At 71.5% G+C, this 24,418-nt stretch carries 17 protein-coding genes and 1 tRNA gene; 12 read left to right on the forward strand and 6 right to left on the reverse strand.

What is annotated here, in order from left to right; translation table 11 throughout:
- Nucleotides 1-337: 337 nt before the first annotated feature.
- Nucleotides 338-399 (reverse strand) — tRNA-Ser (locus tag ACFWP3_RS13185).
- A gap of 78 nt (nucleotides 400-477) precedes the next feature.
- The gene (locus ACFWP3_RS13190) at nucleotides 478-1,026 is read right to left on the reverse strand and encodes an NADAR family protein (protein ID WP_384219711.1); all 549 of its coding nucleotides are present in this window, start codon (nucleotides 1,024-1,026) and stop codon (nucleotides 478-480) included.
- Between the two features lie 194 nt (nucleotides 1,027-1,220).
- On the opposite strand from ACFWP3_RS13190, the gene ACFWP3_RS13195 reads away from it, so the two are divergent.
- From ACFWP3_RS13195 to ACFWP3_RS13230, 8 genes are all read left to right on the forward strand, one after another.
- Nucleotides 1,221-2,738 carry a gamma-aminobutyraldehyde dehydrogenase gene (locus tag ACFWP3_RS13195; RefSeq protein ID WP_384219828.1) on the forward strand — a complete coding sequence of 506 codons (1,518 nt, stop codon included), beginning with the start codon at nucleotides 1,221-1,223 and terminating at the stop codon, nucleotides 2,736-2,738.
- Nucleotides 2,739-2,808: 70 nt separating this feature from the next.
- On the forward strand, nucleotides 2,809-4,059 hold the full coding sequence (locus ACFWP3_RS13200) for a spermidine/putrescine ABC transporter substrate-binding protein (protein ID WP_384219713.1): 1,251 nt from the start codon (nucleotides 2,809-2,811) through the stop codon (nucleotides 4,057-4,059).
- Between the two features lie 127 nt (nucleotides 4,060-4,186).
- Nucleotides 4,187-5,353: an ABC transporter ATP-binding protein gene (locus ACFWP3_RS13205; RefSeq protein ID WP_384219716.1), complete on the forward strand. Its 1,167-nt coding sequence runs from the start codon at nucleotides 4,187-4,189 to the stop codon at nucleotides 5,351-5,353.
- The gene (locus tag ACFWP3_RS13210) at nucleotides 5,350-6,288 is read left to right on the forward strand and encodes an ABC transporter permease (protein ID WP_384219718.1); all 939 of its coding nucleotides are present in this window, start codon (nucleotides 5,350-5,352) and stop codon (nucleotides 6,286-6,288) included. The genes ACFWP3_RS13205 and ACFWP3_RS13210 overlap by 4 nt, the downstream gene beginning before the upstream one ends.
- Nucleotides 6,288-7,082: an ABC transporter permease gene (locus ACFWP3_RS13215; protein WP_384219720.1), complete on the forward strand. Its 795-nt coding sequence runs from the start codon at nucleotides 6,288-6,290 to the stop codon at nucleotides 7,080-7,082. Before ACFWP3_RS13210 ends, ACFWP3_RS13215 begins: the two co-directional genes overlap by 1 nt.
- Before the next feature lie 23 nt (nucleotides 7,083-7,105).
- Nucleotides 7,106-8,524, forward strand: coding sequence for an NAD(P)/FAD-dependent oxidoreductase (locus tag ACFWP3_RS13220; RefSeq protein ID WP_384219723.1), 1,419 nt, complete (start codon nucleotides 7,106-7,108; stop codon nucleotides 8,522-8,524).
- A gap of 132 nt (nucleotides 8,525-8,656) precedes the next feature.
- Complete coding sequence (locus ACFWP3_RS13225) at nucleotides 8,657-9,121, forward strand: hypothetical protein (protein ID WP_384219725.1); 465 nt, start codon at nucleotides 8,657-8,659, stop codon at nucleotides 9,119-9,121.
- A gap of 94 nt (nucleotides 9,122-9,215) precedes the next feature.
- A complete protein-coding gene (locus ACFWP3_RS13230; protein WP_384219728.1) occupies nucleotides 9,216-11,030 on the forward strand; it encodes a chitinase in 1,815 nt (604 codons plus the stop codon).
- Here ACFWP3_RS13230 and ACFWP3_RS13235 read toward each other — a convergent pair.
- Nucleotides 10,987-11,523, reverse strand: a complete 537-nt coding sequence (locus ACFWP3_RS13235) for a phosphatase PAP2 family protein (protein ID WP_384219731.1) — start codon at nucleotides 11,521-11,523, stop codon at nucleotides 10,987-10,989. The genes ACFWP3_RS13230 and ACFWP3_RS13235 overlap by 44 nt on opposite strands.
- A 394-nt stretch (nucleotides 11,524-11,917) precedes the next feature.
- Complete coding sequence (gene gabT / locus ACFWP3_RS13240; protein ID WP_384219732.1) at nucleotides 11,918-13,252, reverse strand: 4-aminobutyrate--2-oxoglutarate transaminase; 1,335 nt, start codon at nucleotides 13,250-13,252, stop codon at nucleotides 11,918-11,920.
- 250 nt (nucleotides 13,253-13,502) lie between these two features.
- Between gabT and ACFWP3_RS13245 the strand changes: the two genes are divergently transcribed.
- From ACFWP3_RS13245 to ACFWP3_RS13255, 3 genes are all read left to right on the forward strand, one after another.
- Entirely contained in the window at nucleotides 13,503-15,602 is a 2,100-nt protein-coding gene (locus ACFWP3_RS13245) for an ATP-binding protein (protein ID WP_384219735.1), read from the forward strand.
- Between the two features lie 130 nt (nucleotides 15,603-15,732).
- Complete coding sequence (locus ACFWP3_RS13250) at nucleotides 15,733-17,313, forward strand: PucR family transcriptional regulator (protein ID WP_384219737.1); 1,581 nt, start codon at nucleotides 15,733-15,735, stop codon at nucleotides 17,311-17,313.
- A gap of 133 nt (nucleotides 17,314-17,446) precedes the next feature.
- Nucleotides 17,447-18,892, forward strand: coding sequence for an aldehyde dehydrogenase family protein (locus ACFWP3_RS13255; protein ID WP_361753438.1), 1,446 nt, complete (start codon nucleotides 17,447-17,449; stop codon nucleotides 18,890-18,892).
- A 90-nt stretch (nucleotides 18,893-18,982) separates the two neighbouring features.
- Here the strand turns inward: ACFWP3_RS13255 and ACFWP3_RS13260 are convergent, their stop codons facing one another.
- On the reverse strand, nucleotides 18,983-21,001 hold the full coding sequence (locus ACFWP3_RS13260) for a PKD domain-containing protein (RefSeq protein WP_384219739.1): 2,019 nt from the start codon (nucleotides 20,999-21,001) through the stop codon (nucleotides 18,983-18,985).
- Between the two features lie 166 nt (nucleotides 21,002-21,167).
- Entirely contained in the window at nucleotides 21,168-22,163 is a 996-nt protein-coding gene (locus ACFWP3_RS13265; RefSeq protein WP_384219741.1) for a helix-turn-helix domain-containing protein, read from the reverse strand.
- A gap of 250 nt (nucleotides 22,164-22,413) precedes the next feature.
- On the opposite strand from ACFWP3_RS13265, the gene ACFWP3_RS13270 reads away from it, so the two are divergent.
- On the forward strand, nucleotides 22,414-24,417 hold the full coding sequence (locus ACFWP3_RS13270) for an acyl-CoA dehydrogenase family protein (RefSeq protein WP_384219744.1): 2,004 nt from the start codon (nucleotides 22,414-22,416) through the stop codon (nucleotides 24,415-24,417).
- Nucleotide 24,418 lies beyond the last annotated feature (1 nt).

Genomic DNA, 24,418 nt, shown 5'->3' on the forward strand with positions numbered 1-24,418 from the left:
AAGCGGGGGAGGCGTGACGTGGGGGATGCCCGAGATCAGAAGTCGGCGGCGGACTTTATGCCCGGCGAGCTACCGCGCTGCTCCACCGGCCCGTTCCCTCGCGGGTGACGGGCCGGGTGGGATTCGAACCCACGACCTCCGGGTCCCGGAAGTAGCCGTCGCCTGCGCACCGGGCATCCCCCACGCGTGCCTCCCGAGATCGAAGGGGCGGCGGCCTGGTGTCTTCGGAAAAGAAGGAGCCGCTGCCCGCGCACCGGGAGGTGCGTGACGTAGGTGTCCAGAGATCGAGTTCGGCGAAACCACGTGGTGCTCTACCGACTGAGCTACACCGGCCCGAAGCCGGTGACGGGACTCGAACCCGCGGCCGCCCCATTAACAGTGGAAGTATGTCTCGCCTGCGCACCTGGACGAGGATCACGTTAGGCGGCGGGCCGGGCGCTCCGCCACGCAATTACCGATCAGCCACGCAATTGCCGCTCAGCTGCGCCGCAGCCGTTCGCGTGCCTCCATCAGGGCGAAGCCCAGCAGGTTCAGGCCCTGCCAGCGGGCCGGGTCCAGGGCGCGTTCGTCGTCGGCGGCCAGGCCGATGCCCCAGATCCGGTCCAGGGGGCTCGCCTCGACCAGCACCCGGTCCCCGGTGGACAGCAGGTAGGAGCGCAGCGCCGGGTCGGAGTCGAACTTGTGCACGCTGCCCTCCACCACCAGGGCGAAGCGCTCCCGCTCCCACACGGCGTCGTCGAAGCCGCGCACGAGCCGTCCGGCGTTCTTCGCCTGGGCCGGGGTAGGGGCCGCGAGGGCCGCCCGCTCCGCGTCGGCGTCCTCGAAGAGACGGGCCTTCCCGGCCATCATCCAGTGCTCGGCGGTTGCGTACCGGACATCACCCACAGTGAACTCGGCCGGCCACCACTGGCTCAGGCAGCTCGGGCCCAGGCTGCCGTCCGGCCGCGGGCGGTGTCCCCAGAACGGCAGGAACTTCACTCGCTCACCACGGCTGACCTGCTTGATCAGCTTGTCGATCATCTCCATGCACGCGAGTCTGACAGTCGCCACGGACAACTCGTACGGGATTTCGGGCGTGCCTCGACACTTGGTCGACCGAATCCGTCGCGTAATCAAAAGGCAACAACGGAATCACTTGGACAGGGGAGTCTCCTCTGCCAGGATCGGCACTCAATTCGAGCTGTAGCTCGAACTGTAGCTACGGAGAGCGTGAGAGCGTGATGGGCAACCGCTTCCAGGTCAAGGACCGCTTCGCAGACGGCGCGCAGTACATCGACGGACAGCTCAGGTCCGGCACCTCGGGCCGGTCACACACCGTGGTCGACCCGGCCACCGGGGACGAGGTCCTCACCTACGAACTCGCGAGCACGGCGGACGTGGACGAGGCCGTCGCCGCCGCCAAGAGGGCCTTCCCGGGCTGGTCGGCCGCCACCCCCGCGGAGCGGTCGGACGCCCTGCACCGGCTCGCCGCCGTCCTGGCCGAGCAGGCCGAGGACTTCGCGTACGCCGAGTCCCTCCAGTGCGGGAAGCCGATCAAGCTGTCCACGGAGTTCGACGTCCCCGGGACCGTCGACAACACCGCCTTCTTCGCGGGGGCCGCGCGCCACCTCCAGGGACAGGCCGCCGCCGAGTACTCCGGAGACCACACCTCCTACGTACGCCGCGAGGCCATCGGCGTGGTGGGCTCCATCGCCCCCTGGAACTATCCGCTCCAGATGGCCGCCTGGAAGATCCTCCCGGCCATCGCCGCGGGCAACACGATCGTCCTCAAGCCCGCCGAGCTCACCCCGCTGACCTCCCTGATGTTCGCGCAGGCCGCCAAGGAGGCGGGCCTGCCCGACGGCGTGGTCAACATCGTCACCGGCGCCGGCCGGGAGGCCGGCGAGCACCTCGTCGGCCACCCCGACGTGGTCATGACCTCCTTCACCGGCTCCACCGCCGTCGGCAAGCGCGTCGCCGAGATCGCCACCGCCACCGTCAAGCGGCTCCACCTGGAGCTCGGCGGCAAGGCCCCCTTCCTCGTCTTCGACGACGCCGACCTGGAGGCCGCCGCGCACGGCGCCGTCGCCGCCTCCCTCATCAACACCGGCCAGGACTGCACCGCCGCCACCCGTGCCTACGTCCAGCGCCCCCTCCACGACGCCTTCGTCGCCCGCGTCGCCGAGCTGATGGAGACCGTCCGCGTCGGCGACCCCTTCGCGTCCGACACCGACCTCGGCCCGCTGGTCTCCCACGCCCAGCGCGACCGGGTCGCCGGCTTCGTCGAGCGGGCCCGTGCCTACGCCACCGTCGTCACCGGCGGCGAGATCCCCGGGGGCGAGCTCGCCGATGGGGCCTACTACCGGCCCACCCTCATCTCCGGAGCCGCCCAGGACAGCGAGGTGGTCCAGTCCGAGATCTTCGGCCCGGTCCTCGTCGTCCTGCCCTTCGACACCGACGACGAGGGCATCGCGCTGGCCAACGACACCCCGTACGGGCTCGCCGCCTCCGCCTGGAGCCGCGACGTCTACCGCGCGAACCGTGCCACCCGCGAGATCAAGGCGGGCTGCGTCTGGGTCAACGACCACATCCCGATCATCAGCGAGATGCCCCACGGCGGCTACAAGGCCAGCGGTTTCGGAAAGGACATGTCCGCCTACTCCTTCGAGGAGTACACGCAGGTCAAGCACGTGATGTACGACAACACCGCGGTGGCCGCGAAGGACTGGCACCGCACGATCTTCGGGGACCGACCGTAACCATTTGCGGCTGCCGCCGCGTGCCAACCACCGCCCGACCAGCGGTACACCTCCCGAAAGGGCACAGCGCATGGAGCAGTTCGAGCCCGACCGCCTCTCGGCGGCGCAACTCGCCGCGATGCGGCGCAGCCTCACCAGCGGGCGCGGCGCCCTCACCCGCCGCTCGCTGCTGCGCGCCTCCGGAGTCGGAGCGCTCACCCTCGCGGGCCTGTCCACCCTCGCCGGGTGCGGCATCCCGCCCGCCAAGCGCGAGGGCGACTCGGCCGTCGCGTCCGACGACCACTCGGCGCAGGAGAAGGAGATCAACTTCTCCAACTGGACCGAGTACATGGACACCAGCGACGACGAGAAGACCCGGCCCACCCTGGAGGAGTTCACCAAGCGGACCGGGATCGAGGTCAAGTACACCGAGGACATCAACGACAACGTCGAGTTCTTCGGCAAGATCCGCCCGCAGCTCGCCGCCGGCCAGGACACCGGCCGCGACCTGATCGTCGTCACGGACTGGCTCGCCGCGCGCATCATCCGCCTCGGCTGGGCGCAGCGGCTGGACCCCTCCCACCTGCCGCACGCCTACGCCAACCTGATCCCGCAGTTCCGCAGCCCCGACTGGGACCCGGGCCGCGCCTACAGCTACCCGTGGACCGGCATCGACACGGTCATCGCCTACAACGCCAAGGCCACCGACGGGAAGAAGGTCGACTCCGTCACGCAGATGCTGGACGACCCCACCCTCAAGGGCCGGGTCGGCTTCCTCACCGAGATGCGCGACAGCGTGGGCATGACCCTGCTCGACCAGGGCAAGGACCCGGCGAACTTCACCACCGCCGACTTCGACGGCGCGATCGGCCGCCTGCAGAAGGGCGTGGACTCGAAGCAGATCCGCCGCTTCACCGGCAACGACTACACCGCGGACCTCGACAAGGGCGACCTCGCCGCCTGTCTGGCCTGGGCCGGCGACGTCATCCAGCTCCAGGCGGGCAACCCGGACATCCAGTACGCCATCCCCGCCCCCGGCTACATCACCTCCAGCGACAACCTGCTGGTCCCCGCCAAGGCCCGGCACAAGGCCAACGCGGAGAAGCTCATCGACTACTACTACGAGCCCCCGGTCGCCGCCCAGCTGGCCGCGTTCATCAGCTACGTCTGCCCGGTCGAGGGCGTCAAGGACGAGCTCGCCAAGATCGACCCCGCACTCGCGGACAACCCGCTGATCGTCCCGGACAAGGCCATGTCCGCGAAGGCCCACGCCTTCCGCTCCCTGACCAGCGAAGAAGAGACGGCGTACGAGGAGAAGTTCGCCAAGCTCATCGGAGCCTGACGCCCCGCGGCGGGCCGCGGCGCACCGGGGCACGGGCCACCGGACGGCCCCGGCGACCGCACCCCGGCCGGCTCCTCCCGGCCCAGCCCCCCTTGACCCTTCCCCCACCCAACCCCGGGACCCACCCATGACTGAGAAGACCGCGGGCGGCGACGTCCGCCTCGCCGGGATCAGCAAGCACTACGGCACCTTCACCGCCGTGCACCCGCTGGATCTCACCATTCCCCAGGGCTCCTTCTTCGCCCTGCTCGGCGCCTCGGGCTGCGGGAAGACCACCACTCTGCGCATGATCGCCGGCCTGGAGGAGCCCTCCACCGGCACGGTCAGCCTCGGCGACCGGGAGGTCACCGACCTGCCGCCGTACAAGCGCCCGGTCAACACGGTCTTCCAGAGCTACGCCCTCTTCCCGCACCTGAACATCTACGAGAACGTCGCCTTCGGCCTGCGCCGCCGCGGCATCAAGTCGGTCAAGAAGCAGGTCGACGACATGCTGGAGCTGGTCCAGCTCGGCCAGTTCGCCCAGCGCAAGCCGCACCAGCTCTCCGGCGGCCAGCAGCAGCGCGTGGCCGTCGCCCGCGCCCTGATCAACCACCCGCAGGTGCTCCTCCTCGACGAGCCGCTCGGCGCCCTCGACCTCAAGCTGCGCCGGCAGATGCAGCTGGAGCTCAAGCGCATCCAGACCGAGGTCGGCATCACCTTCGTGCACGTCACGCACGACCAGGAGGAGGCCATGACGATGGCCGACACGGTCGCCGTGATGAACGGCGGCCGCGTCGTACAGCTGGGCGCACCCGCCGAGCTGTACGAGAACCCGGGCACCACCTTCGTCGCCAACTTCCTCGGCACCTCCAACCTCATCGAGGCCTCGGTGGAGTCCGCCGGCTCCGAGGTGGTCGTCTCCGCCTCCGGCACGAAGCTGCGGCTGCCCGCGGCCCGCTGCGCCACCACCCCGCGCGGCGGCGGCAAGCTGCTGGTCGGGGTGCGCCCGGAGAAGATCTCCCTGGTGCACGCCGACGAGGAGCACACCATCGCGGCCGGCCGCAACAAGGTCCCGGGCCGGATCGCGGACTCCTCCTTCATCGGCGTCTCCACCCAGTACGTCATCGACAGCCAGGTCTGCCCCGAGCTGGAGGTGTACGCCCAGAACATCGAGCGGGACGGCCGCCTCGTGCCCGGCGCCGAGGTGATCCTGCACTGGAACCCGGAGCACACCTTCGGCCTCGACGCCGCCCAGTCCATGCTTGCAGGGACGATGGGCGACGCGGGCATCGAGACGGTCGAGGAGTCCGCGTGACCGGGCCCGCCGTGGAAACAGCGCCGCCCCAGGCGCCCGCCCCCGCCGAACCCCCGGTGCACCAGGCGTCGCTGCGCAAGCGGCTCATCCCGTACTGGCTGCTGCTCCCCGGCATCCTGTGGCTGCTGGTGTTCTTCGTGCTGCCGATGGTCTACCAGGCCTCCACCTCGGTGCAGACCGGCTCGCTCGAAGAGGGCTTCCAGGTCACCTGGCACTTCCAGACCTACTGGGACGCCTTCACCGAGTACTACCCGCAGTTCCTGCGCTCCCTGCTCTACGCGGGCACCGCCACCGTGCTGTGCCTGCTGCTGGGATACCCGCTGGCCTACCTGATCGCGTTCAAGGCGGGCCGCTGGCGCAACCTGCTGCTGGTCCTGGTCATCGCGCCGTTCTTCACCAGCTTCCTGATCCGCACCCTCGCCTGGAAGACGATCCTGGCCGACGGCGGACCGGTGGTCGCCGTCCTCAACAACGTCGGCTTCCTCGACGTGACCAGCTGGCTCGGCCTCACCCAGGGCGACCGGGTCCTGGCCACGCCCCTCGCGGTCGTCTGCGGTCTGACGTACAACTTCCTCCCCTTCATGATCCTGCCGCTGTACTCCTCGCTGGAGCGCATCGACACCCGCCTCCACGAGGCGGCCGGGGACCTGTACGCCCGCCCCGCGACGGTCTTCCGGAAGGTGACCTTCCCGCTGTCCATGCCGGGTGTGGTCTCCGGGACCCTGCTCACCTTCATCCCGGCGAGCGGCGACTACGTCAACGCCGAACTGCTCGGCTCCACGGACACCCGGATGATCGGCAACGTCATCCAGTCGCAGTACCTGCGGATCCTGGACTATCCGACGGCGGCCGCGCTGTCCTTCATCCTCATGGCCATTGTGCTGATCATGGTCACCATCTACATCCGCCGAGCGGGGACGGAGGACCTGGTCTGATGCGTTGGCTTCGCCGCAATCTCGTAGTGATCGCCGGTCTCGGCACGCTCGCCTACATGATCCTGCCGAACGTGGTCGTGACGGTCTTCTCCTTCAACAACCCCACCGGGCGGTTCAACTACGCCTGGCAGGAGTTCTCGCTCGACGCGTGGAAGGACCCCTGCGGGGTCGCCGACCTGTGCGGCTCCCTCTCGCTCTCGCTCCAGATCGCCCTGTGGGCCACCATAGGCGCCACCGCCCTGGGCACCGCGATCGCCTTCGCGCTCGTCCGCTACCGCTTCCGGGCGCGCGGCGCGGTCAACTCGCTGATCTTCCTGCCCATGGCCATGCCCGAGATCGTGATGGCGGCCTCGCTGCTCGCGCTCTTCCTCAACATGGGCATCCAGCTGGGCTTCTGGACGATCCTGATCGCCCACGTCATGTTCTGCCTCAGCTTCGTCGTCGCCGCCGTCAAGGCACGCGTCCTGTCGATGGACCCGCGGCTGGAGGAGGCCGCCCGCGACCTCTACGCCGGCCCGGTGCAGACCTTCGTACGGGTCACCCTGCCGATCGCCGCACCCGGTATCGCGGCGGGAGCGCTGCTCTCCTTCGCGCTCTCCTTCGACGACTTCATCATCACCAACTTCAACTCGGGCAACACCGTCACCTTCCCCATGTTCGTGTGGGGATCGGCCCAGCGCGGTACGCCCGTGCAGATCAACGTCATCGGCACGGCGATGTTCGTCATCGCCGTACTGGTGGTCCTCGTCGGCCAGATGGTCGGCAACCGCCGCAAGAAGGCACAACCGAAGTAGACCCCTGTAGGGAGTTGGAAGCCATGGCCCCAGTCGCCATGCGTAGTGTTGCGAAATCCCTTTCCGGAGCCAAGCCCGTCTCGTACTGGCTGGACGACCCCGGCAAGCCCGCCGCGCAGCCGGCGCTCACCACCGACGAGCGCTGCGACCTGCTCGTCGTCGGCGGCGGCTACAGCGGGCTGTGGACCGCGCTGCTCGCCAAGGAGCGCGACCCCGGCCGGGACGTGGTCCTGATCGAGAGCAAGGAGGCGGGCTGGGCCGCCTCCGGCCGCAACGGCGGCTTCTGCGCCGCCTCCCTCACCCACGGGCTCGGCAACGGGCTGGCCCGCTGGCCCGGCGAGCTCGCCAAGCTGGAGGAGCTGGGCGCCCGCAACCTCGACGCCATCGAGGAGGCCGTCGCCCGCTACGGCATCGACTGCGACTTCGAGCGCACCGGTGAGATCGACGTCGCCACCGAGCCCCACCAGGTCGAGGAGCTGCGGGAACTCCACGAGGAGGCCCAGCGGCTCGGTCTCGCCGGCCGCAGCGAATGGCTCGACGGCGAGGCCCTGCGCGCCGAGGTCGACTCCCCGACCTTCCTCGCCGGCCTCTGGGACCGCGACGGCGTCGCCATGCTCAACCCGGCCAAGCTCGCATGGGGCCTCAAGCATGCCTGCCTGGACCTCGGGGTGCGGATCTACGAGAACACCCGCGGCCTGAAGATGGCCTCGGCGGGCCGGGGGATGACCGTCCAGACCCCGTACGGCACGATCCTGGCGCGCCGGGTCGCCCTGGGCACCAACATCTTCCCCTCGCTGGTGCGCCGCATCCGCCCGTTCACCGTGCCGGTCTACGACTACGCGCTGATGAGCGAGCCGCTCGACGAGGCCCAGCTCGCCGCCATCGGCTGGAAGAACCGGCAGGGCCTGGGCGACAGCGCGAACCAGTTCCACTACTTCCGGATCACCAAGGACCACCGGATCCTGTGGGGCGGCTACGACGCGATCTACCCCTACCGCGGGAAGCTCGACTCCGAGTACGACCACCGCCCCGAGACCTACCTCAAGCTCGCGGAGCACTTCTTCACCGCCTTCCCGCAGCTGGAGGGCCTCCGGTTCAGCCACGCCTGGGGCGGGGCGATCGACACCTGCTCGCGCTTCTCGGCCTTCTTCGGCACCGCGCACTCCGGGAAGGTGGCCTACGCCGCCGGCTACACCGGGCTCGGCGTGGGCGCCACCCGCTTCGGCGCGGACGTGATGCTGGACCTGCTCGACGGGCTGTCCACCGAGCGCACCCGGCTGGAGATGGTGAAGTCCAAGCCGATGCCGTTCCCGCCCGAGCCCTTCGCCTGGACCGGGATCACCCTCACCAAGTGGTCGCTGGCCCGCGCCGACAGCCACGGCGGGCACCGCAACCTCTGGCTGCGCACGCTCGACCGGTTCGGCCTCGGTTTCGACAGCTGACCCGCCACCGCCCGCCCGCCGTGTGACCTGCTTCACCACCACGGAGTAACGGAACCCGCGTCATAGCCGCGCCCGGCCGCGCTCTCTCCCGGTGAGAACCCTTCACCGCACGAGACGAACGGAGGCCGGGCGATGACGACCCCGGGGGACAAGACGGCAGTGGAATGGCTCGTATCGGTGGCGCCGGATCCCGACGCCAGCCGGTGGGAATGGGAGCGCAACCCCCTCGGGGTGGTCCTCCTGCCCGCCGGCCGGCGCTGGGACGTGCTGATCCTGCCCGGGGAGCTGGGGCAGGCCACCCTCGACGTACTGAACCTGATCATCGAACGGCCCGGCCCGGTGCTCGCCGACTTCGGCGACTCCAGGACGGGCTTCTTCGTGCCCCCGGGCACGGCGTCCCGCTGGATCGGCACGGGCGTACGGGGAGCGGGCCGCGGCAGCTGGATCGTGGTCCCGTACCCCGGCCGGGTGACCGGCGGGGTGCGCTGGCTGGTGCTCCCCGACGGGCAGGGGACGCTCACCGATCCGGCCGTGCTGGAGCTCGCGATGCACGAGGCGGCCGCGCGCGTGGTGGCGCAGGAGGGACGGAAGCCTTGACAAGGGTATTGGTCTGGACCATCTTGGGCGCCCCCGGCCACTGCCGGGAAGCGCCCCCAGATCCCCTCCATCCCCCCATGTCCCGGAGGCAGTTGTGCGCAGAGCCTGGTCCCTCCTCACGGCCGCCGCCCTGGCGGCGGCCGGCTTCCTCGCCGCGGGCCCGCCGGCCGCCGCGGCCGACGCCGACCTCGTACGCAACGGCGGCTTCGAGGCCGGCCTCGACGGCTGGAGCTGCTCGGCGGGCAGCGGAACGACCGTCACCACCCCGGCGCACGGCGGGAGTTCGGCCCTCAAGGCCACCCCGGCCGGACAGGACAACGCCCGCTGCGCCCAGACCGTCACCGTCAAGCCCGACTCCGCCTACACGCTGGCCGCCTGGGTGCAGGGCGCGTACGTGTACCTCGGCGTGACCGGCACCGGCACCACGGACGTGTCCACCTGGACCCAGACCCCGGGCGCCTGGAAGCAGCTGACGACCGGCTTCCGCACCGGCCCGTCGACCACCTCCGTGACGGTGTACACGCACGGCTGGTACGGCCAGCCCGCCCACTTCACCGACGACCTCACCCTGGTCGGCCCCGACCCCGGCGGCCCCGGCCAGCCCCAGCCCCCGGCCGCCCCCACCGGCCTGAGCGCGAGCGCCACCTCGTCGACCTCGGTCTCCCTGTCCTGGTCCTCGGTGCCCGGTGCCACCTCGTACACCGTCCACCGGGATGGCGCGGCGCCCGTGTCCGTCCCCTCCGCCTCGGCGGGCGTGACCGGCCTCGCCGCGTCCACGACCTACACCTTCCGGGTCAGCGCGGTGAACGCGGCGGGCGAGTCCCCGAAGAGCGCGCCCGTCTCCGTGACCACGACGAGCGGTGGCGGTGGCGGCGGTGGCGGCCTGCCCGCGCACGCGCTGGTCGGCTACCTGCACGCGAGCTTCGCCAACGGCTCCGGCTACGTGCGGATGGCGGACGTGCCCGCCTCCTGGGACGTCGTCAACCTCGCCTTCGGCGAACCGACTTCGGTGACCTCCGGCGACATCCGCTTCCAGCTCTGCCCGGTCGCCGAGTGCCCGAACGTGGAGACCCCGGCCGAGTTCAAGGCGGCCATCAAGGCCAAGCAGGCCGCGGGCAAGAAGGTGCTGATCTCGATCGGCGGCCAGAACGGCCAGGTACAGCTCGCCACCACGGCCGCCCGCGACACCTTCGTCTCCTCGGTCGGCAGGATCATCGACGAGTACGGCCTCGACGGCCTCGACATCGACTTCGAGGGCCACTCCCTCTCGCTTGCCACCGGCGACACCGACTTCCGGGCGCCCACCACCCCCGTCATCGTCAACCTGATCTCGGCCGTGCAGACCCTGAAGGCAAGGTACGGCCCGGACTTCGTCCTGACCATGGCCCCCGAGACCTTCTTCGTCCAGCTCGGCTACCAGTTCTACGGCTCCGGCCCGTGGGGCGGCCAGGACCCGCGCGCCGGCGCCTACCTGCCGGTCATCCACGCCCTGCGCGACGACCTCACCCTGCTCCACGTCCAGGACTACAACTCGGGCCCGATCATGGGCCTGGACAACCAGTACCACTCCATGGGCGGCGCCGACTTCCACATCGCCATGACCGACATGCTGCTCACCGGCTTCCCGGTCGCCGGCAACACCGCCCGGGTCTTCCCGCCGCTGCGCCCCGAGCAGGTGGCCATCGGCCTCCCGGCCACGACGAACGCGGGCAACGGCCACACCCCGCCCGCCGAGGTGAACAAGGCCCTGGACTGCCTGACGAAGAAGACGAACTGCGGCGCCTACCAGACGCACGGCACCTGGCCCGCCCTGCGCGGCCTGATGACGTGGTCGATCAACTGGGACCGCTTCGGGGGATGGGAGTTCAGCCGGAACTTCGACGCGTACTTCCCGGGGTCCGCCGGCTGACCCACCCGACGCCGAGCAGCAGGGGCGCGCACATCAGCAGGCTGGCCACCACGTCCAGCGGCCAGTGCCAGCCCCGCAGCACCAGCCCGACGGCCGTCGCCCCCGTGAGGACCAGGGCGGCGGCCGTCGGCCATGCCCGGCGGGTGTACGGGCGCACGAGCAGGGCCGCGCCGAGGTAGGCGACGGCCGCGGTGGCGGTGTGGCCCGAGGGGAAGTAGCCGGCGGCCCAGGGCTCCAGGGGGCCCGGGCGGGCGGTCCACAGCTTGAACGGGATGACCAGGGCCGGCACCAGGGCCATCGCCAGCGCGGCGGCCCCGGCCGCCAGGCGCCGGCCGCGCCAGGCGGCGTAGGCCATGGCCAGGGCGAGGACGGGCACGGCGACGGGGACGTTGCCGAGGTCCGAGAGGCGCTCGGTGACGGAGTCCGGGACCGTGCGGACCAGGGCGCGGCTCAGCGCGTGGTCCGGCTCCAGCAGCGGGCCGGAGACCAGCACCTGCCAGGTGATCAGGGAGAAGAGCAGGCCGCAGAGCGCGGCGGCGAGGAGAGGAGTGGCCGGCCGTCCCGGAACAGGGGGGATGGTTCCGGGACGGCCGCCCGGATCGGGTTGCCGCTCGCCCCGGGGGGTTTGGGGCGGTCGGCTGTCCGATCGGTGAGGAGTGTGCGCGAACGCATGCCCAGTACGGCGCTGGGGAAGCCCGGTACCGGAATCGCCCTCGGTTGCCCGGGAGCGGGGTGTTTCACTCATCTGCAGAAACCGTACGGCAGCGAGAGGGGGGCCGACAGCGGGAACGCGCACCCGCCATCGGCCCCCCACACCTTCTTCACAGCGTCCGACCGTTACCGGCGGTAGAAATCGGGCGCTCCGCTCGCTTGTTCCCGCTGTTCGATCAGATGCCCGCGAACGCGGCCTCGAGGATGTCCAGGCCCTCGTTCAGCAGGTCCTCGCCGATGACGATCGGGGGGAGGAAGCGGAGCACGTTGCCGTAGGTGCCGCAGGTGAGGACGAGCAGGCCCTCGGCGTGGCAGGCCTTGGCGAGCGCGCCGGCCGCCTCCGGGAACGGGGTCTTGGACGCGGGGTCCTTGACGAGCTCGATCGCGATCATGGCGCCGCGGCCGCGGATGTCGCCGATGATCTCGTACTTCTCCTGCATGGCCGTCAGGCGGGTCTTCATGACGGACTCGATCTTCTTCGCCGCGGCGTTGAGGTCGAGCTCCTTCATGGTCTCGATGGAGCCGAGCGCACCGGCGCAGGCCACCGGGTTGCCGCCGTAGGTGCCGCCCAGGCCGCCCGCGTGCGCGGAGTCCATGATCTCGGCGCGGCCGGTCACGGCGGCGAGCGGCAGACCGCCCGCGATGCCCTTGGCGGTGGTGATCAGGTCGGGGACGATGCCCTCGTCCTCGCACGCGAACCACTGGCCGGTGCGGCAGAAGCCGGACTGGATCTCGTCGGCGACGAAGACGATGCCGTTGTCCTTGGCGAACTTCACGATCGCCGGGAGGAAGCCCTTCGCCGGCTCGATGAAGCCGCCCTCGCCGAGCACCGGCTCGATGATGATCGCGGCGACGTTGTCGGCGCCGATCTGCTTGGTGATCTGGTCGATCGCCTGGGCGGCGGCCTCGGGGCCGCAGTTCTCGGCGCCGGTGGGCCAGCGGTAGCCGTAGGCGACCGGGACGCGGTAGACCTCGGGGGCGAACGGACCGAAGCCGTTCTTGTACGGCATGTTCTTCGAGGTCAGCGCCATCGTGAGGTTCGTACGGCCGTGGTAGCCGTGGTCGAAGACGACGACGGCCTGGCGCTTGGTGTACGAACGGGCGATCTTGACGGCGTTCTCGACGGCCTCGGCGCCGGAGTTGAACAGCGCCGACTTCTTGGCATGGTCACCGGGGGTCAGCTCGGCGAGGGCCTCGCAGACCTCCACGTAGCCCTCGTAGGGGGTGACCATGAAACAGGTGTGGGTGAAGTCCGCGAGCTGCGCGGAGGCGCGGCGCACGACGGCCTCGGCGGAGGCGCCGACCGAGGTCACGGCGATGCCGGAGCCGAAGTCGATCAGGCGGTTGCCGTCGACGTCCTCGATGATGCCGCCGCCCGCGCGGGCCGTGAAGACGGGGAGCACGGAGCCCACGCCGCCGGCCACCGTCTCGAGGCGGCGGGCCTGCAGCTCCTGCGACTTGGGGCCGGGGATCGCGGTGACGATGCGGCGCTCCTGCGGGACAGCGGTCATAGAGGGCTCCTGGGGGGTGTTTTCGGACGCACTTGTGTCTTTGTCCGCAGGCTAGGCCCGGCAGAGGGGGTACTGCATGCTCCGTTCGGGAGTGGTGCCCGCGTGTCCTTGTCCGTGACGGCCATAGGAAGGACGCGGAGGGATCTTGTCGGACGGCGCGGCGAAACCCTGTGCGGGTACGGCCCACGGCCGCCGCCGGGCAACTACATTGAGCGGCGCAGCGCAGGAACGGGCAGGGGGCAGGGGTTTCATGGACACCGACGGCACGCACGAGACGCGCCCGCCCGGTACCGGGCGCATCCCCCGGCCGGCCGGCCCGCCGCCAGGTCTCCCGCCCCGGCCCGCCCACGCGCCCGCCGCCGGCCCCTCGCTGGCGGAGTGGCTGCGCGTCCCGCGCGCCTCGGACGGGCCCGGCGTCTGGTCGTACGGACACGTGCCGCGGGCCGCCGAGGAGCCCGACGAGACCCCGACCCGCCAACTGGTCAGCGGCGCCCTGATCGCCCTGCTCGCCGGGCTGCTCCTGTGGTCCCTGCTGTGGAACGGCTACCTCGGCGGCTTCTGGCTCTGGCCCCTCTACATGTTCACCCCCGACTCCTGGGCCGGGACGCTCCCCTCGGTGGTGGCCGCGTACATCTGGTACGGCGTGGTCGCCGCCATCCTCCTCACCGGCTTCGGACGGCTCGGCCGCTGGGCCGAACTGGGCCGCCGGATCCTCACCAGCCGCCCCGTCCGCGCCGTGCACACCGCGGCACCGGCCCGGCCCGAGCCCGGCGGCGCCGAGGACCCCGCGCGCTGGCCGCAGCTGCGGGCGGCCGGCCTGCACGAGGCCGCCGACCGGCTCGAGGGGGAGGCCGGGGCCGGGCGGATGAACGACGTGGACTACACCCGGATCCGGCGGGCCTGGGACTCCGTGCGCGTCGACCCGTCCCGGCTGCGGGCCTTCGCCGAGGCCGTGCGGGACAAGGGCGCCGGGGCCTGCGTGCACCCGTCCGGGGCGCGGGACCTGCCCGTGCGCGCCGCCCGCCACGACCTGCTGGCCCGGCAGGTGAGGCTCGGCACCGTCGAGGACGGCCCGCGCAACCCCTACGTCCGGCGCGGCACCTCGCTCGCCCTGGACCCCGGCGTCCTGGGCACCTCGCTGCTGGCCGTCGGGCCCTCGGGATCCGGCAAGACCCTGCGCCTGGTGCGGCCGGTCGTGGAGTCCCTCGCGCTCCAGGCGCTCGCCGGGCAGGCCGCGGTCGTCGCCGTCGGCGCGGCCGGGGCCCAGCTCGGCCCGGACGCCGCGTACGACGTCGTGGTCCGCGTCGGCGACCCCGAGTCCGTCTACGACCTCGACCTCTACGGCGGCACCACCGACCCCGACGAGGCCGCCACCCTCCTCGCCGAAGCCTTCGTCGGGGACGTCCCCGGCATCGAGGTGCGCCGGGCCGCGACCGCGCTCGCCCAGCTGCTCGGCCCGTTCAAGGCCGCCCGCGGCCGCTTCCCCGCCGTGCCCGAGCTGCGCGAACTGCTCGACCCGCTGCCCGACGCCTTCGGCGCGCTGCGCCGGGAACTGGCCGCGGCCGGACAGCACGCGATGCTGCGCGAGCTCGACGCGCGGGAGCGGCAGCACCGGGCCCCCGGCGATCCCGGACCGGCCCTCGCCGACCGGGTGGCGCTGCTCGACCGGCCCGCCTTCGCCGCCTTCTTCGACACCACCGGCCAGAACCGGCCGTTCTCCCTGCGCACCCTCGAACACCCGATCCGCGTCCGCGTCGACCTGCCCGAGCGCGGCCACGCCGACGCCTCCCGGATGCTGGCCCGGCTGCTGCTCGCCCAGTTCAACGCCGCCGCGGCCGCCCGCACCGACCGCTCCCTCTTCGCGTACCTCGCCTTCGACGACGCCTCGCACACCCTGACCCCGCAGACCGTCCGGGGCGTACAGCGGCTGCGCTCGGCGAACGCGGGAGTCCTGCTCACGCTGCGCACGCTGGACGACGTACCGGAGGAACTGCGGACGCCGCTGCTCGGCGCGGTCGGCTGCCGCATGGCCTTCTCCGGGGTCACCACCTGGGACGGCAAGCGCTTCGCCGAGGCCTGGGGCACCGAATGGGTGGAGACGCGCGACGTCACCCACCGCACGGTCTTCGCCGACCAGCCCCTGACCCGGCTGATCCACGCCTTCCGCAAGCTCGTCACCGGCAAGGCCGTCACCACCGACGCGGTCACCGTGCGCCAGGTGGAGCGCGAGCGGTGGTCCGCCTCCGACCTGGCGCACGCCGTACCGCCCGGGCACGCGGTGCTGTCGCTGACCTCGATCGAAGGGGAGCGGGCGGCTCCGCTGCTGGTCCGGCTCGGCGGAACGACCTGAACAGACCCGTACGAGGTGGCAGAATCGAGGGGAGCCGTTCATACGACACGGCGAAATCGGGTGCGGCCCCTCTGATGCCCTTCAGCCGGACCCCTTCCGCCGTCCCCTCCCGCTAAGGCCCCCGGTAACGATGCCGCTCACCCTCGCCTCGCTCGTCCAGCACTCGGCCCTCAAACTCAGTGTCCGGGCGGGGGAGGGCCGCCTCGACACCCCCGTCCGCTGGGCCCACGTCAGCGAGCTCGCCGACCCCGTGCCCTACATGGAGGGCGGGGAGCTGCTCCTGATCACCGCGATGAAGCTGGACGCGGAGGACCCGCGGGAGATGGGCCCCTACGTGCGCCGCCTCGCCGCGGCCGGGGTCGTCGGCATCGGCTTCGCGGTCGGCGTCAACTACGAGGCCATCCCCGAAGCCCTCGTCGAGGCCGCCCGCAAGGAGGACATGCCGCTGCTGGAGGTGCCGCGGCGCACCCCCTTCCTCGCCATCAGCAAGGCCGTCTCCGCCGCGCTCGCCGCCGACCAGTACCGGGCCGTCACCGCCGGCTTCGAGGCGCAGCGCGAGCTGACCCGGGCCGCGCTGTCCGCCGACGGGCCCGCCGAGCTGCTGGCCAGGCTGGCCGCGCACGTGCACGGCTGGGCCGCGCTGTACGACGCCTCGGGCTCGGTCGTGGCGGCCGCCCCCGACTGGGCCGCCCGGCGCGCCGCCCGGCTCACCCCGGACGTGGAGCGGCTGCGGGAGCGGCCCGCGCCCGCGAGCGCCGTCGTCGGAGGCTCGGAGGACCGCGTCGAACTCCAGTCGCTGGGCACGGGGCGGCGGGCGCGCGGCGCCCTGGCCGTCGGCACCGGAGCCCCGCTGGGCACGGCCGAGCGGTACGCCGTGCACTCCGCGGTCGCGCTGCTCACCCTCACCACCGAGCGCTCCCGCTCGCTGCACGACGCCGAGTCCCGGCTGGGGGCCGCGGTGCTGCGGATGCTGCTGGCCGGGGAGGCGGAGCACGCGCGGGCCGTCGCCGGGGACCTGTACGGGGCCCTGCTCGAAGCGCCGTTCCGGCTGATCACGGCCGAGGCGGCGCTGCCGGGCACCGCCCAGCCGGAGGGGCTGGCCCTGCTGGCCGACACGGTGGAGTCGGCCGCGTCCCGCACCGGGGAGCCGCTGCTGCTGGTCCCGGAGCCGGGCCGGCTCGTCGTGCTGGCCGCCGACGGCGGAGCGGCCGTACAGGCGTGCATGGACCACGCGGAGTCGCTGGAGGCGCGGCGCGGCCGGGACGCCGCCGGTCCCGAGCCCGACGAACTGGTGGTCGGCCTGTCCGCGCCGGCCGGGCCGGCGACCGTCGCGGCCGCCCTGAAACAGGCCGACCAGGCCCTGGCCGTGGCCCGGCGGCGGGGCCGGCCGATGGTGGAGCACGAGGAGATGGCGGCGGGCTCGGTCCTGCCCCTGCTGGCCGACGACGCCGTACGGGCCTTCGCGGACGGCACCCTGCGCGCACTGCGGGAGCACGACGCGACCGGCCGCGGCGACCTGGTGGCCTCCCTGCAGGCCTGGCTCTCCCGCCACGGCCAGTGGGACGCGGCCGCGGCCGACCTCGGCGTGCACCGGCACACCCTGCGCTACCGGATGAAGAGGGTCGAGGAGATCCTCGGCCGCTCCCTGGACGATCCGGACGTCCGGATGGAGCTGTGGCTCGCCCTCAAGGCCTCCCCGAACACCGGCTGAACCCGACCGACAGTGACAAACCGGCGAAGCCGGGACGGCGGCCGCTCCACCCCGGCTAAACGCCGAAAGCCCCGCCGAGTCCTACGGTGGAGGGGACAAGCCCCCACCGCACACTCGAAGGGCCGGGATTCGCATGACTTCCACCCACGCCTTCTGGCTCGCCGGCCGCCTGGCCACCGGCGAGGACAGCTTCGACGTCCACTCCCCGTGGGACGGACGCCTGGTCGGCACGGTCAGCGTGCCCACCGACGCCCAGGTCGAAGAGGCCGTGGCCGCGGCGTACGCCGTGACGGCGGAGTTCTCCGCGACCCCCGCCCACGTGCGTGCCGCCGCCCTGGACCACGTGTCCAAGCGGCTCGCCGAGCGCACCGAGGAGATCGCCCAGCTGATCTCCGCCGAGAACGGCAAGCCCATCAAGTGGGCGCGCGGCGAGGTCGGCCGTGCGGTGTCCGTGTTCCGCTTCGCCGCCGAAGAGGCCCGCCGCTTCAACGGCGGAGAGGCCCAGCGCCTCGACACCGACGCCGGCGGCGTCGGCCGTCTCGCGCTGACCCGCCGCTTCGTCAAGGGCCCCGTCCTCGGCATCGCGCCCTTCAACTTCCCGCTGAACCTGTGCGCCCACAAGGTGGCCCCGGCCATCGCCGTCGGCGCGCCGATCATCCTCAAGCCCGCGCCGGCCACGCCGCTGTCCGGGCTGATCCTGGGCGAGCTGCTCGCCGAGACCGACCTCCCGGCCGGCTCCTGGTCGGTCCTGCCGGTCGCGAACGAGAAGATGCCCGCCCTGGTCAAGGACGAGCGCCTGCCCGTCATCTCCTTCACCGGCTCCGACACCGTCGGCTACGCCATCCAGCAGTCGGTGCCCCACAAGCACTGCACGCTGGAGCTCGGCGGCAACGCCGCGGCCGTGGTCCTCGCCGACTGGTCCTCCGAGGCCGACCTCGACTGGGCCGCGACCCGTATCGCGACCTTCTCGAACTACCAGGCCGGCCAGTCCTGCATCTCCGTGCAGCGCGTGATCGCCGACGCCTCCGTCTACGACCGCCTCGTCGAGAAGGTCGTCGCGAAGGTACAGGCCCAGGTCACCGGCGACCCGTCCGACTCCGCCACCGACGTCGGCCCCCTCGTCTCCGAGGACGCCGCCAAGCGCGTCGAGACCTGGGTCGACGAGGCCGTGTCCGCCGGAGCCAAGCTGCTCACCGGCGGCAAGCGCGAGGGTGCCTCGTACGAGCCCACCGTGCTCGCGGAGGTCCCGGCGGGCGTCAAGCTCGCGACCGAGGAGGTCTTCGGGCCGGTCCTCACCCTGACCCGGGTCGAGAACACCGACGAGGCCTTCGCCGCGGTGAACGACTCCAAGTTCGGTCTGCAGACCGGCGTCTTCACCCGCGACATCCAGGTCGCCTTCCGCGCCCACCGCGAGCTCGAGGTCGGCGGCGTGGTCGTCGGCGACGCGCCGTCCTACCGCGCCGACCAGATGCCCTACGGCGGCGTCAAGCAGTCCGGTGTGGGCCGCGAGGGTGTCCGCTACGCGATGGACGACTACACGTACGAGCGAGTCCTGGTCCTGACCGGCCTCGACATCTGATCTCGTACGGCCGAAAAGCCGACGGCCGGAGCCTACTGTGCGGGGGCTCCGGCCGTCTTTCCGTATCCCAGGGTGCAGGTGACCGGTGGGTTACGGCGCCGTGACGGACTTGGTGGTGGTCGCGCTGGTGCCCTCGTCGTCGGTGACGGTAAGTTTCACGGTGTAGGTTTCGGCTGCGGGGAACCGGTGGTTGTGGATGATCCCGGTGGCGGTGGTGCCGTCGCCGAAGTCCCACATGTAGGTGAAGGTGCTGTAGATGCCGCCGTCGGGGTCACGGGTCTGGTAGCCGTCCAGGAAGCAGTTGTGCGAGGTCGCGCTGCACGAACCGTGCTTGATCACCGGTACGGGGAGCTTGTTGGGCGGCGCGGTGATCGTCTTGCTGATGGTGGCGGTCTTGCCCTGGTTGTCGGTCACGGTCAGTTTCACCGTGTACGTGCCGCCGCCGGGGGCGGGGTAGGTGTGCGAGAGGACCTTGCCGGTGCCGGTGGTCCCGTCACCGAACGTCCACGCGTAGGTGCTGATCGAGCCGCCGGGGTCTGCCGAGGCGGAGGCGTCGAACGAGCAGGTGCGCGGGCTGCCGCAGCTGTGGGTGAAGGACGCGGTGGGCGGCGGGTTGCCGACGATGACGCCTTGGCTGGTGTCGTCGGTCTTGCCGGTGTTGTCGGTGACGGTCAGGGTGACGGTGTAGACCTTGTCGGGTGCGTAGGTGTGCGAGACGGTCTTTCCGGTACCGGTGGTGCCGTCGCCGAACGTCCACCGATACGAGGTGATGGTGCCGTCATCGGTGGTGCTCGAAGCGTCGAAGCTGCATGTCGTCGGCCCGCAGCCGGCGGTGAAGCCGGCTCTGGGTTTGGTGGGGTCGGCGGGCGCCGCGACGTCGAGGAGGGGTTCCTTGATGCCGTCGCCGGAGTCGTCGGTCCAGCCGGAGTTCGCGGTGGAGAGCAGGTCGTCGCGGATCTTCATCACGTCGGCGCGGCCGGCCGGGTTGTCCAGGGCGGCGTAGTAGGCGGCTGCGCCGGCCACGTGCGGGCTGGCCATCGAGGTTCCGGACAGGGTGGCGTAGCCGCCGTCCAGAGACGTCGAGTAGATGCACGTGCCGGGTGCGGCGATGTCCACGGTGGAGCCGAAGTTGGAGAAGTCGGCGAGGGTGTCGTCGGTTTCGGCCCGGCAGGTCGAGGGGGCCCCGCCGCCGGGAGCGCCGTTGAAGTCGGCCAGCGCCGAGACGGTGATCACGTCGGGGTGGTTGGCCGGGAAGAAGGTGGACGCGTTCTTGCTGCTGTTGCCCGCGGCCACGACGACCACGACGCCCTTGTCGACGAGGTTGGTGATGGCGGTGGAGATGGCGTCGCTGGTGCACTCGCAGCCCAGGCTCATGTTGACGACCTCGATCGTCGTCGAACGGGCGGCCACCCAGTCGAGGCCTTCCGCGATGTCGCTGAAGGAGCCGCTGCCCGAATCGTTGAGCACCTTGACCGACCACAGCCGGGCGCCCGGCGCGACGCCGACTACTCCCGTGCCGTTGTCGATCGCCGCCGCGGAGCCGGCCACGTGGGTGCCGTGCCCGTGATTGTCGTCCAGGTTCTGGTCGTTGTCGTTGTCGTCGCAGCCCGCGAATCCGTAGGCGCAGTTGGTGCGGCCGACCACGTCGAGGTCGGGGTGGTCGTGGTCGACGCCGGTGTCCAGGATCGCGATGTCGGCATCGGTGCGCACGTCGTCCACGCCATCGATGTCGAGGGCGGCATTCTCGTCGGCGAAGACGCGCTGGACACCGGTCGGCACGGTCTGTTCAGTGATCCTGGCGACCTGGTCGGGCTCGACCGAGGCGACCTGGGGATCGGACCGCAGGCGGGCGACCTCGGAGTCGGGCAGCGTCGCGGCATAACCCTTCAGCGCATTCCGGTAGACGGACTTGACCTCGCCGCCCAGCTTCCGGGCCTGCTGGTCGGCGACACCGGCCGGATTCTCGACCGAGCTCTTGAACGTCACGATGTAGTTCGACCGCTGAGCCGACTGCGGCGCCGGCTGTGATTGCGCGGGGGCGGCCCAGGTGAGGGGGATCAGGCAGGCCACAGCCGTGGTGACGCAGCACGCGAGCACTCTTCGTATCATGCCGTTGCGTTCCTTCCCGAAGGCGTGGGGATGTCGGGGCGAAGCGCACTCTAGCCACGCTGTCAGGTACCGGTCAGGCCGTCGCGCGCGTCTGAAAGCAGACGTTCGACGGTTAGTGGACGTGGCCCGAAGGGGATGCCGGAACCGGACAGGGGGCGCGGCGCGGCTACAGCCAGCCCCGCTTGGCCGCCTGCAGTGCGGCCTGGAACCGGGTCTCCGCGCCGAGGGTGTTCAGTAGCCGGGCCATGCGCCGGGTGACGCTGCGCTCGGTGATGCCCAGCGCCCGTGCGATCGCCCGGTCCTTCATCCCGGCGGCGAGCATGGTGAGCATGTCGCGGTCGGACTTGTCCGGGCCCTCGGCGTTCCGGCACCCGGACAGCGGGACAGCCTGCTCCCACAGATGCTCGAACGAGGTCACGAGAGCGGACAGCAGCGGCGACGCATGGACCAGGATCACACTGCGCAGCTCGGTGGCCTCGAAACTCACCGGGATCAGCGCCTGCCGGCGGTCGGCGATGAGCATCTTCATGCGGACCGACGGCAGGACCCGCGCTTCCTCGCCCACGGCGGCATTGGCCAACAGGTCTTCCATCCGGCCGGGTTCGTCCAGGATCGGTGCGTGATAGACGGCCCGGTACTGCACACCGCGGCGCATCGACTGCGCTTCCTGCTGGTTTCCGGGGGCGGGACTGTAGAGGTAGGGCGGGCAGTCGACGATCAGCACCTCCTGCCGTGCCCCCATCTGGAGCCTCACCGCGTGTTCCACCACCGCCTGTTCACCCTCGATCAGGTCGATCATGCCGGCGACACCCTGGCGCGGAGCTTCCTCCAGCCTCCGGGCCAACGTGCGAGCGTAGCCCCGCACCTGCTCCAGCTCCTCCTGACGGCGCCGGACCAGAGCGTCCACTGCCACATCCGGGGGCGCGGGCAGATAGCGAACCGGCCTGCCAGTCACCCGTGTTATCAGCCCGGCCTCCACCAGACGGGCCAGCAGCCCGCGAACCCGGCCGGGAGCCATCCCGAGACAGTCCGCCAGTTCGGCCACCGTGCTGCCTGGTGCGGAGATCGTCCGCAGATAGACCGCACTCTCCGCAGCACCTACACCCAACGGCTCCAATAACCCGGTCACCGCATCGCCACCCCTCCGATGGGACCCACCCACCAGGGTTGTACCACGTGATCCATTGGAGGATCGCCCGTTCGGGCAGATGAGTGAAAAGGCGGGCTGAATCGCTGCGTATTTGTGCAGACGGGAGGAGAAAATCGCAGGTCAGGGGCCCTGTGCGGAGTCCACTGTGCGGGGGCTCCGGCCGTCCCCCTTTTCCGGACCGCCCGCAATGGGTACGACTCACAGGTAGCACCGGCCGGTAGCCCGGCCGGCCACCCGACTCGGCGGTGAGGTGAGCCCCCTCATGTCCGCACCACAGCCCGCACAGCCCGCACCGCAGCCCGCACAGCCCGTGCAGCCCGCCGGTGCGACGCAGCCCGGCGCCCGGCCCAAGGTGACCGAGCGCGAGGCACGGCAGGTCGCGGAAGCGGCCCGGGAACAGGACTGGCGCAAGCCCAGCTTCGCCAAGGAGCTCTTCCTCGGCAGGCTGCGGCTCGACCTGATCCACCCCCACCCGCTCCCCGCGGACGAGGACGTCCGGCGCGGCGAGGCCTTCCTCGCCCGGCTGCGGGCCTTCTGCGAGAACGAGATTGACGGGGCCCGCATCGAGCGCGAGGCGAAGATCCCAGACGAGACCGTGCGCGGGCTGAAAGAGCTCGGCGCCCTCGGCATGAAGATCGACCCCAAGTACGGCGGCCTCGGCCTCACCCAGGTCTACTACAACAAGGCACTCGCCCTGGTCGGCTCGGTCAGCCCGGCCATCGGAGCCCTGCTCTCCGCCCACCAGTCCATCGGCGTCCCCCAGCCGCTGAAGATCTTCGGCACGCAGGAGCAGAAGGACGCCTACCTGCCGCGCTGCGCCACCACCGCCATCAGCGCCTTCCTGCTCACCGAGCCGGACGTGGGATCCGACCCGGCGCGGCTGGCCACCACGGCCGTTCCGGACGGGGAGGACGCGTACGTCCTCGACGGGGTGAAGCTGTGGACCACCAACGGGGTGGTCGCCGACCTGCTCGTGGTGATGGCCCGGGTGCCCCGGAGCGAGAACCACCGCGGCGGGATCACCGCCTTCGTCGTCGAGGCCGACTCGCCCGGGATCACCGTCGAGCACCGCAACGCCTTCATGGGCCTGCGCGGTCTGGAGAACGGCGTCACCCGCTTCCACCAGGTCCGGGTCCCGGCCTCCCAGCGCATCGGAGCCGAGGGCTCCGGCCTCAAGATCGCCCTGACCACGCTCAACACCGGACGGCTGTCGCTGCCCGCCATGTGCGTCGGCGCCGGCAAGTGGTGCCTGAAGATCGCCCGCGAATGGTCCGGGGTGCGCGAGCAGTGGGGCCGGCCGGTCGCGAAGCACGAGGCGGTCGGCGCCAAGATCTCCTTCATCGCCGCCACCACCTTCGCCCTCGAAGCGGTCGTCGACCTCGCCTCCCAGATGGCCGACGAGGACCGCAACGACATCCGCATCGAGGCCGCCCTCGCCAAGCTCTACGGCTCGGAGATGGCCTGCCTGATGGCCGACGAACTGGTCCAGATCCGCGGCGGCCGCGGCTTCGAGACCGCCGAGTCCCTCGCCGCCCGCGGCGAACGCGCCGTCCCCGCCGAGCAGATGCTCCGCGACCTGCGCATCAACCGGATCTTCGAGGGCTCGACCGAGATCATGCACCTGCTGATCGCCCGCGAGGCCGTCGACGCCCACCTGTCGGTCGCCGGCGACCTCATCGACCCCGACAAGGACCTCGGCGACAAGGCCAAGGCAGGAGCCCGCGCCGCCGGGTTCTACGCCCGCTGGCTGCCCAAGCTGGCCACCGGCGCCGGCCAGGTGCCCGGGACCTACCGCGCCTTCCACCCCGCGGGCCACCCCGACCTCGCCACCCACCTGCGCTACGTCGAGCGCGGCGCCCGCAAACTCGCCCGGTCCACCTTCTACGCCATGTCCCGCTGGCAGGGCCGCATGGAGACCAAGCAGGGCTTCCTCGGCCGGATCGTCGACATCGGCGCCGAGCTCTTCGCGATGAGCGCGGCCTGTGTCCGCGCCGAGCACCTGCGCGCCACCGGAGACCACGGCCGCGAGGCCTACCAGCTGGCCGACGCCTTCTGCCGGCAGTCCCGGATCCGCGTCGAGGAGCTCTTCGGCCGGCTCTGGACCAACACCGACACCGTCGACCGGAAGGTCGTCGAGGGGGTGCTGGGCGGCACCTACACCTGGCTGGAGGAGGGCATCATCGACCCCTCCGGCGACGGCCCCTGGATCGCGGACGCCGCCCCCGGCCCCTCGACACGGAAAAACGTGCACCGCCCGCTCCGCTGAC

Source organism: Streptomyces sp. NPDC058525 (assembly GCF_042719495.1).
GTDB lineage: Bacteria > Actinomycetota > Actinomycetes > Streptomycetales > Streptomycetaceae > Streptomyces.

What these genes read in the sequence shown, in the direction of transcription:
- ACFWP3_RS13260 (WP_384219739.1), bottom strand. Translation starts at nt 21,001, where the DNA reads ATGATACGAAGAGTGCTCGCGTGCTGCGTCACCACGGCTGTGGCCTGC.
- ACFWP3_RS13270 (WP_384219744.1), top strand. Translation starts at nt 22,414, where the DNA reads ATGTCCGCACCACAGCCCGCACAGCCCGCACCGCAGCCCGCACAGCCC.
- ACFWP3_RS13245 (WP_384219735.1), top strand. Translation starts at nt 13,503, where the DNA reads ATGGACACCGACGGCACGCACGAGACGCGCCCGCCCGGTACCGGGCGC.
- ACFWP3_RS13255 (WP_361753438.1), top strand. Translation starts at nt 17,447, where the DNA reads ATGACTTCCACCCACGCCTTCTGGCTCGCCGGCCGCCTGGCCACCGGC.
- ACFWP3_RS13195 (WP_384219828.1), top strand. Translation starts at nt 1,221, where the DNA reads ATGGGCAACCGCTTCCAGGTCAAGGACCGCTTCGCAGACGGCGCGCAG.
- gabT (WP_384219732.1), bottom strand. Translation starts at nt 13,252, where the DNA reads ATGACCGCTGTCCCGCAGGAGCGCCGCATCGTCACCGCGATCCCCGGC.
- ACFWP3_RS13215 (WP_384219720.1), top strand. Translation starts at nt 6,288, where the DNA reads ATGCGTTGGCTTCGCCGCAATCTCGTAGTGATCGCCGGTCTCGGCACG.
- ACFWP3_RS13250 (WP_384219737.1), top strand. Translation starts at nt 15,733, where the DNA reads ATGCCGCTCACCCTCGCCTCGCTCGTCCAGCACTCGGCCCTCAAACTC.
- ACFWP3_RS13205 (WP_384219716.1), top strand. Translation starts at nt 4,187, where the DNA reads ATGACTGAGAAGACCGCGGGCGGCGACGTCCGCCTCGCCGGGATCAGC.
- ACFWP3_RS13225 (WP_384219725.1), top strand. Translation starts at nt 8,657, where the DNA reads ATGACGACCCCGGGGGACAAGACGGCAGTGGAATGGCTCGTATCGGTG.
- ACFWP3_RS13220 (WP_384219723.1), top strand. Translation starts at nt 7,106, where the DNA reads ATGGCCCCAGTCGCCATGCGTAGTGTTGCGAAATCCCTTTCCGGAGCC.
- ACFWP3_RS13200 (WP_384219713.1), top strand. Translation starts at nt 2,809, where the DNA reads ATGGAGCAGTTCGAGCCCGACCGCCTCTCGGCGGCGCAACTCGCCGCG.
- ACFWP3_RS13190 (WP_384219711.1), bottom strand. Translation starts at nt 1,026, where the DNA reads ATGGAGATGATCGACAAGCTGATCAAGCAGGTCAGCCGTGGTGAGCGA.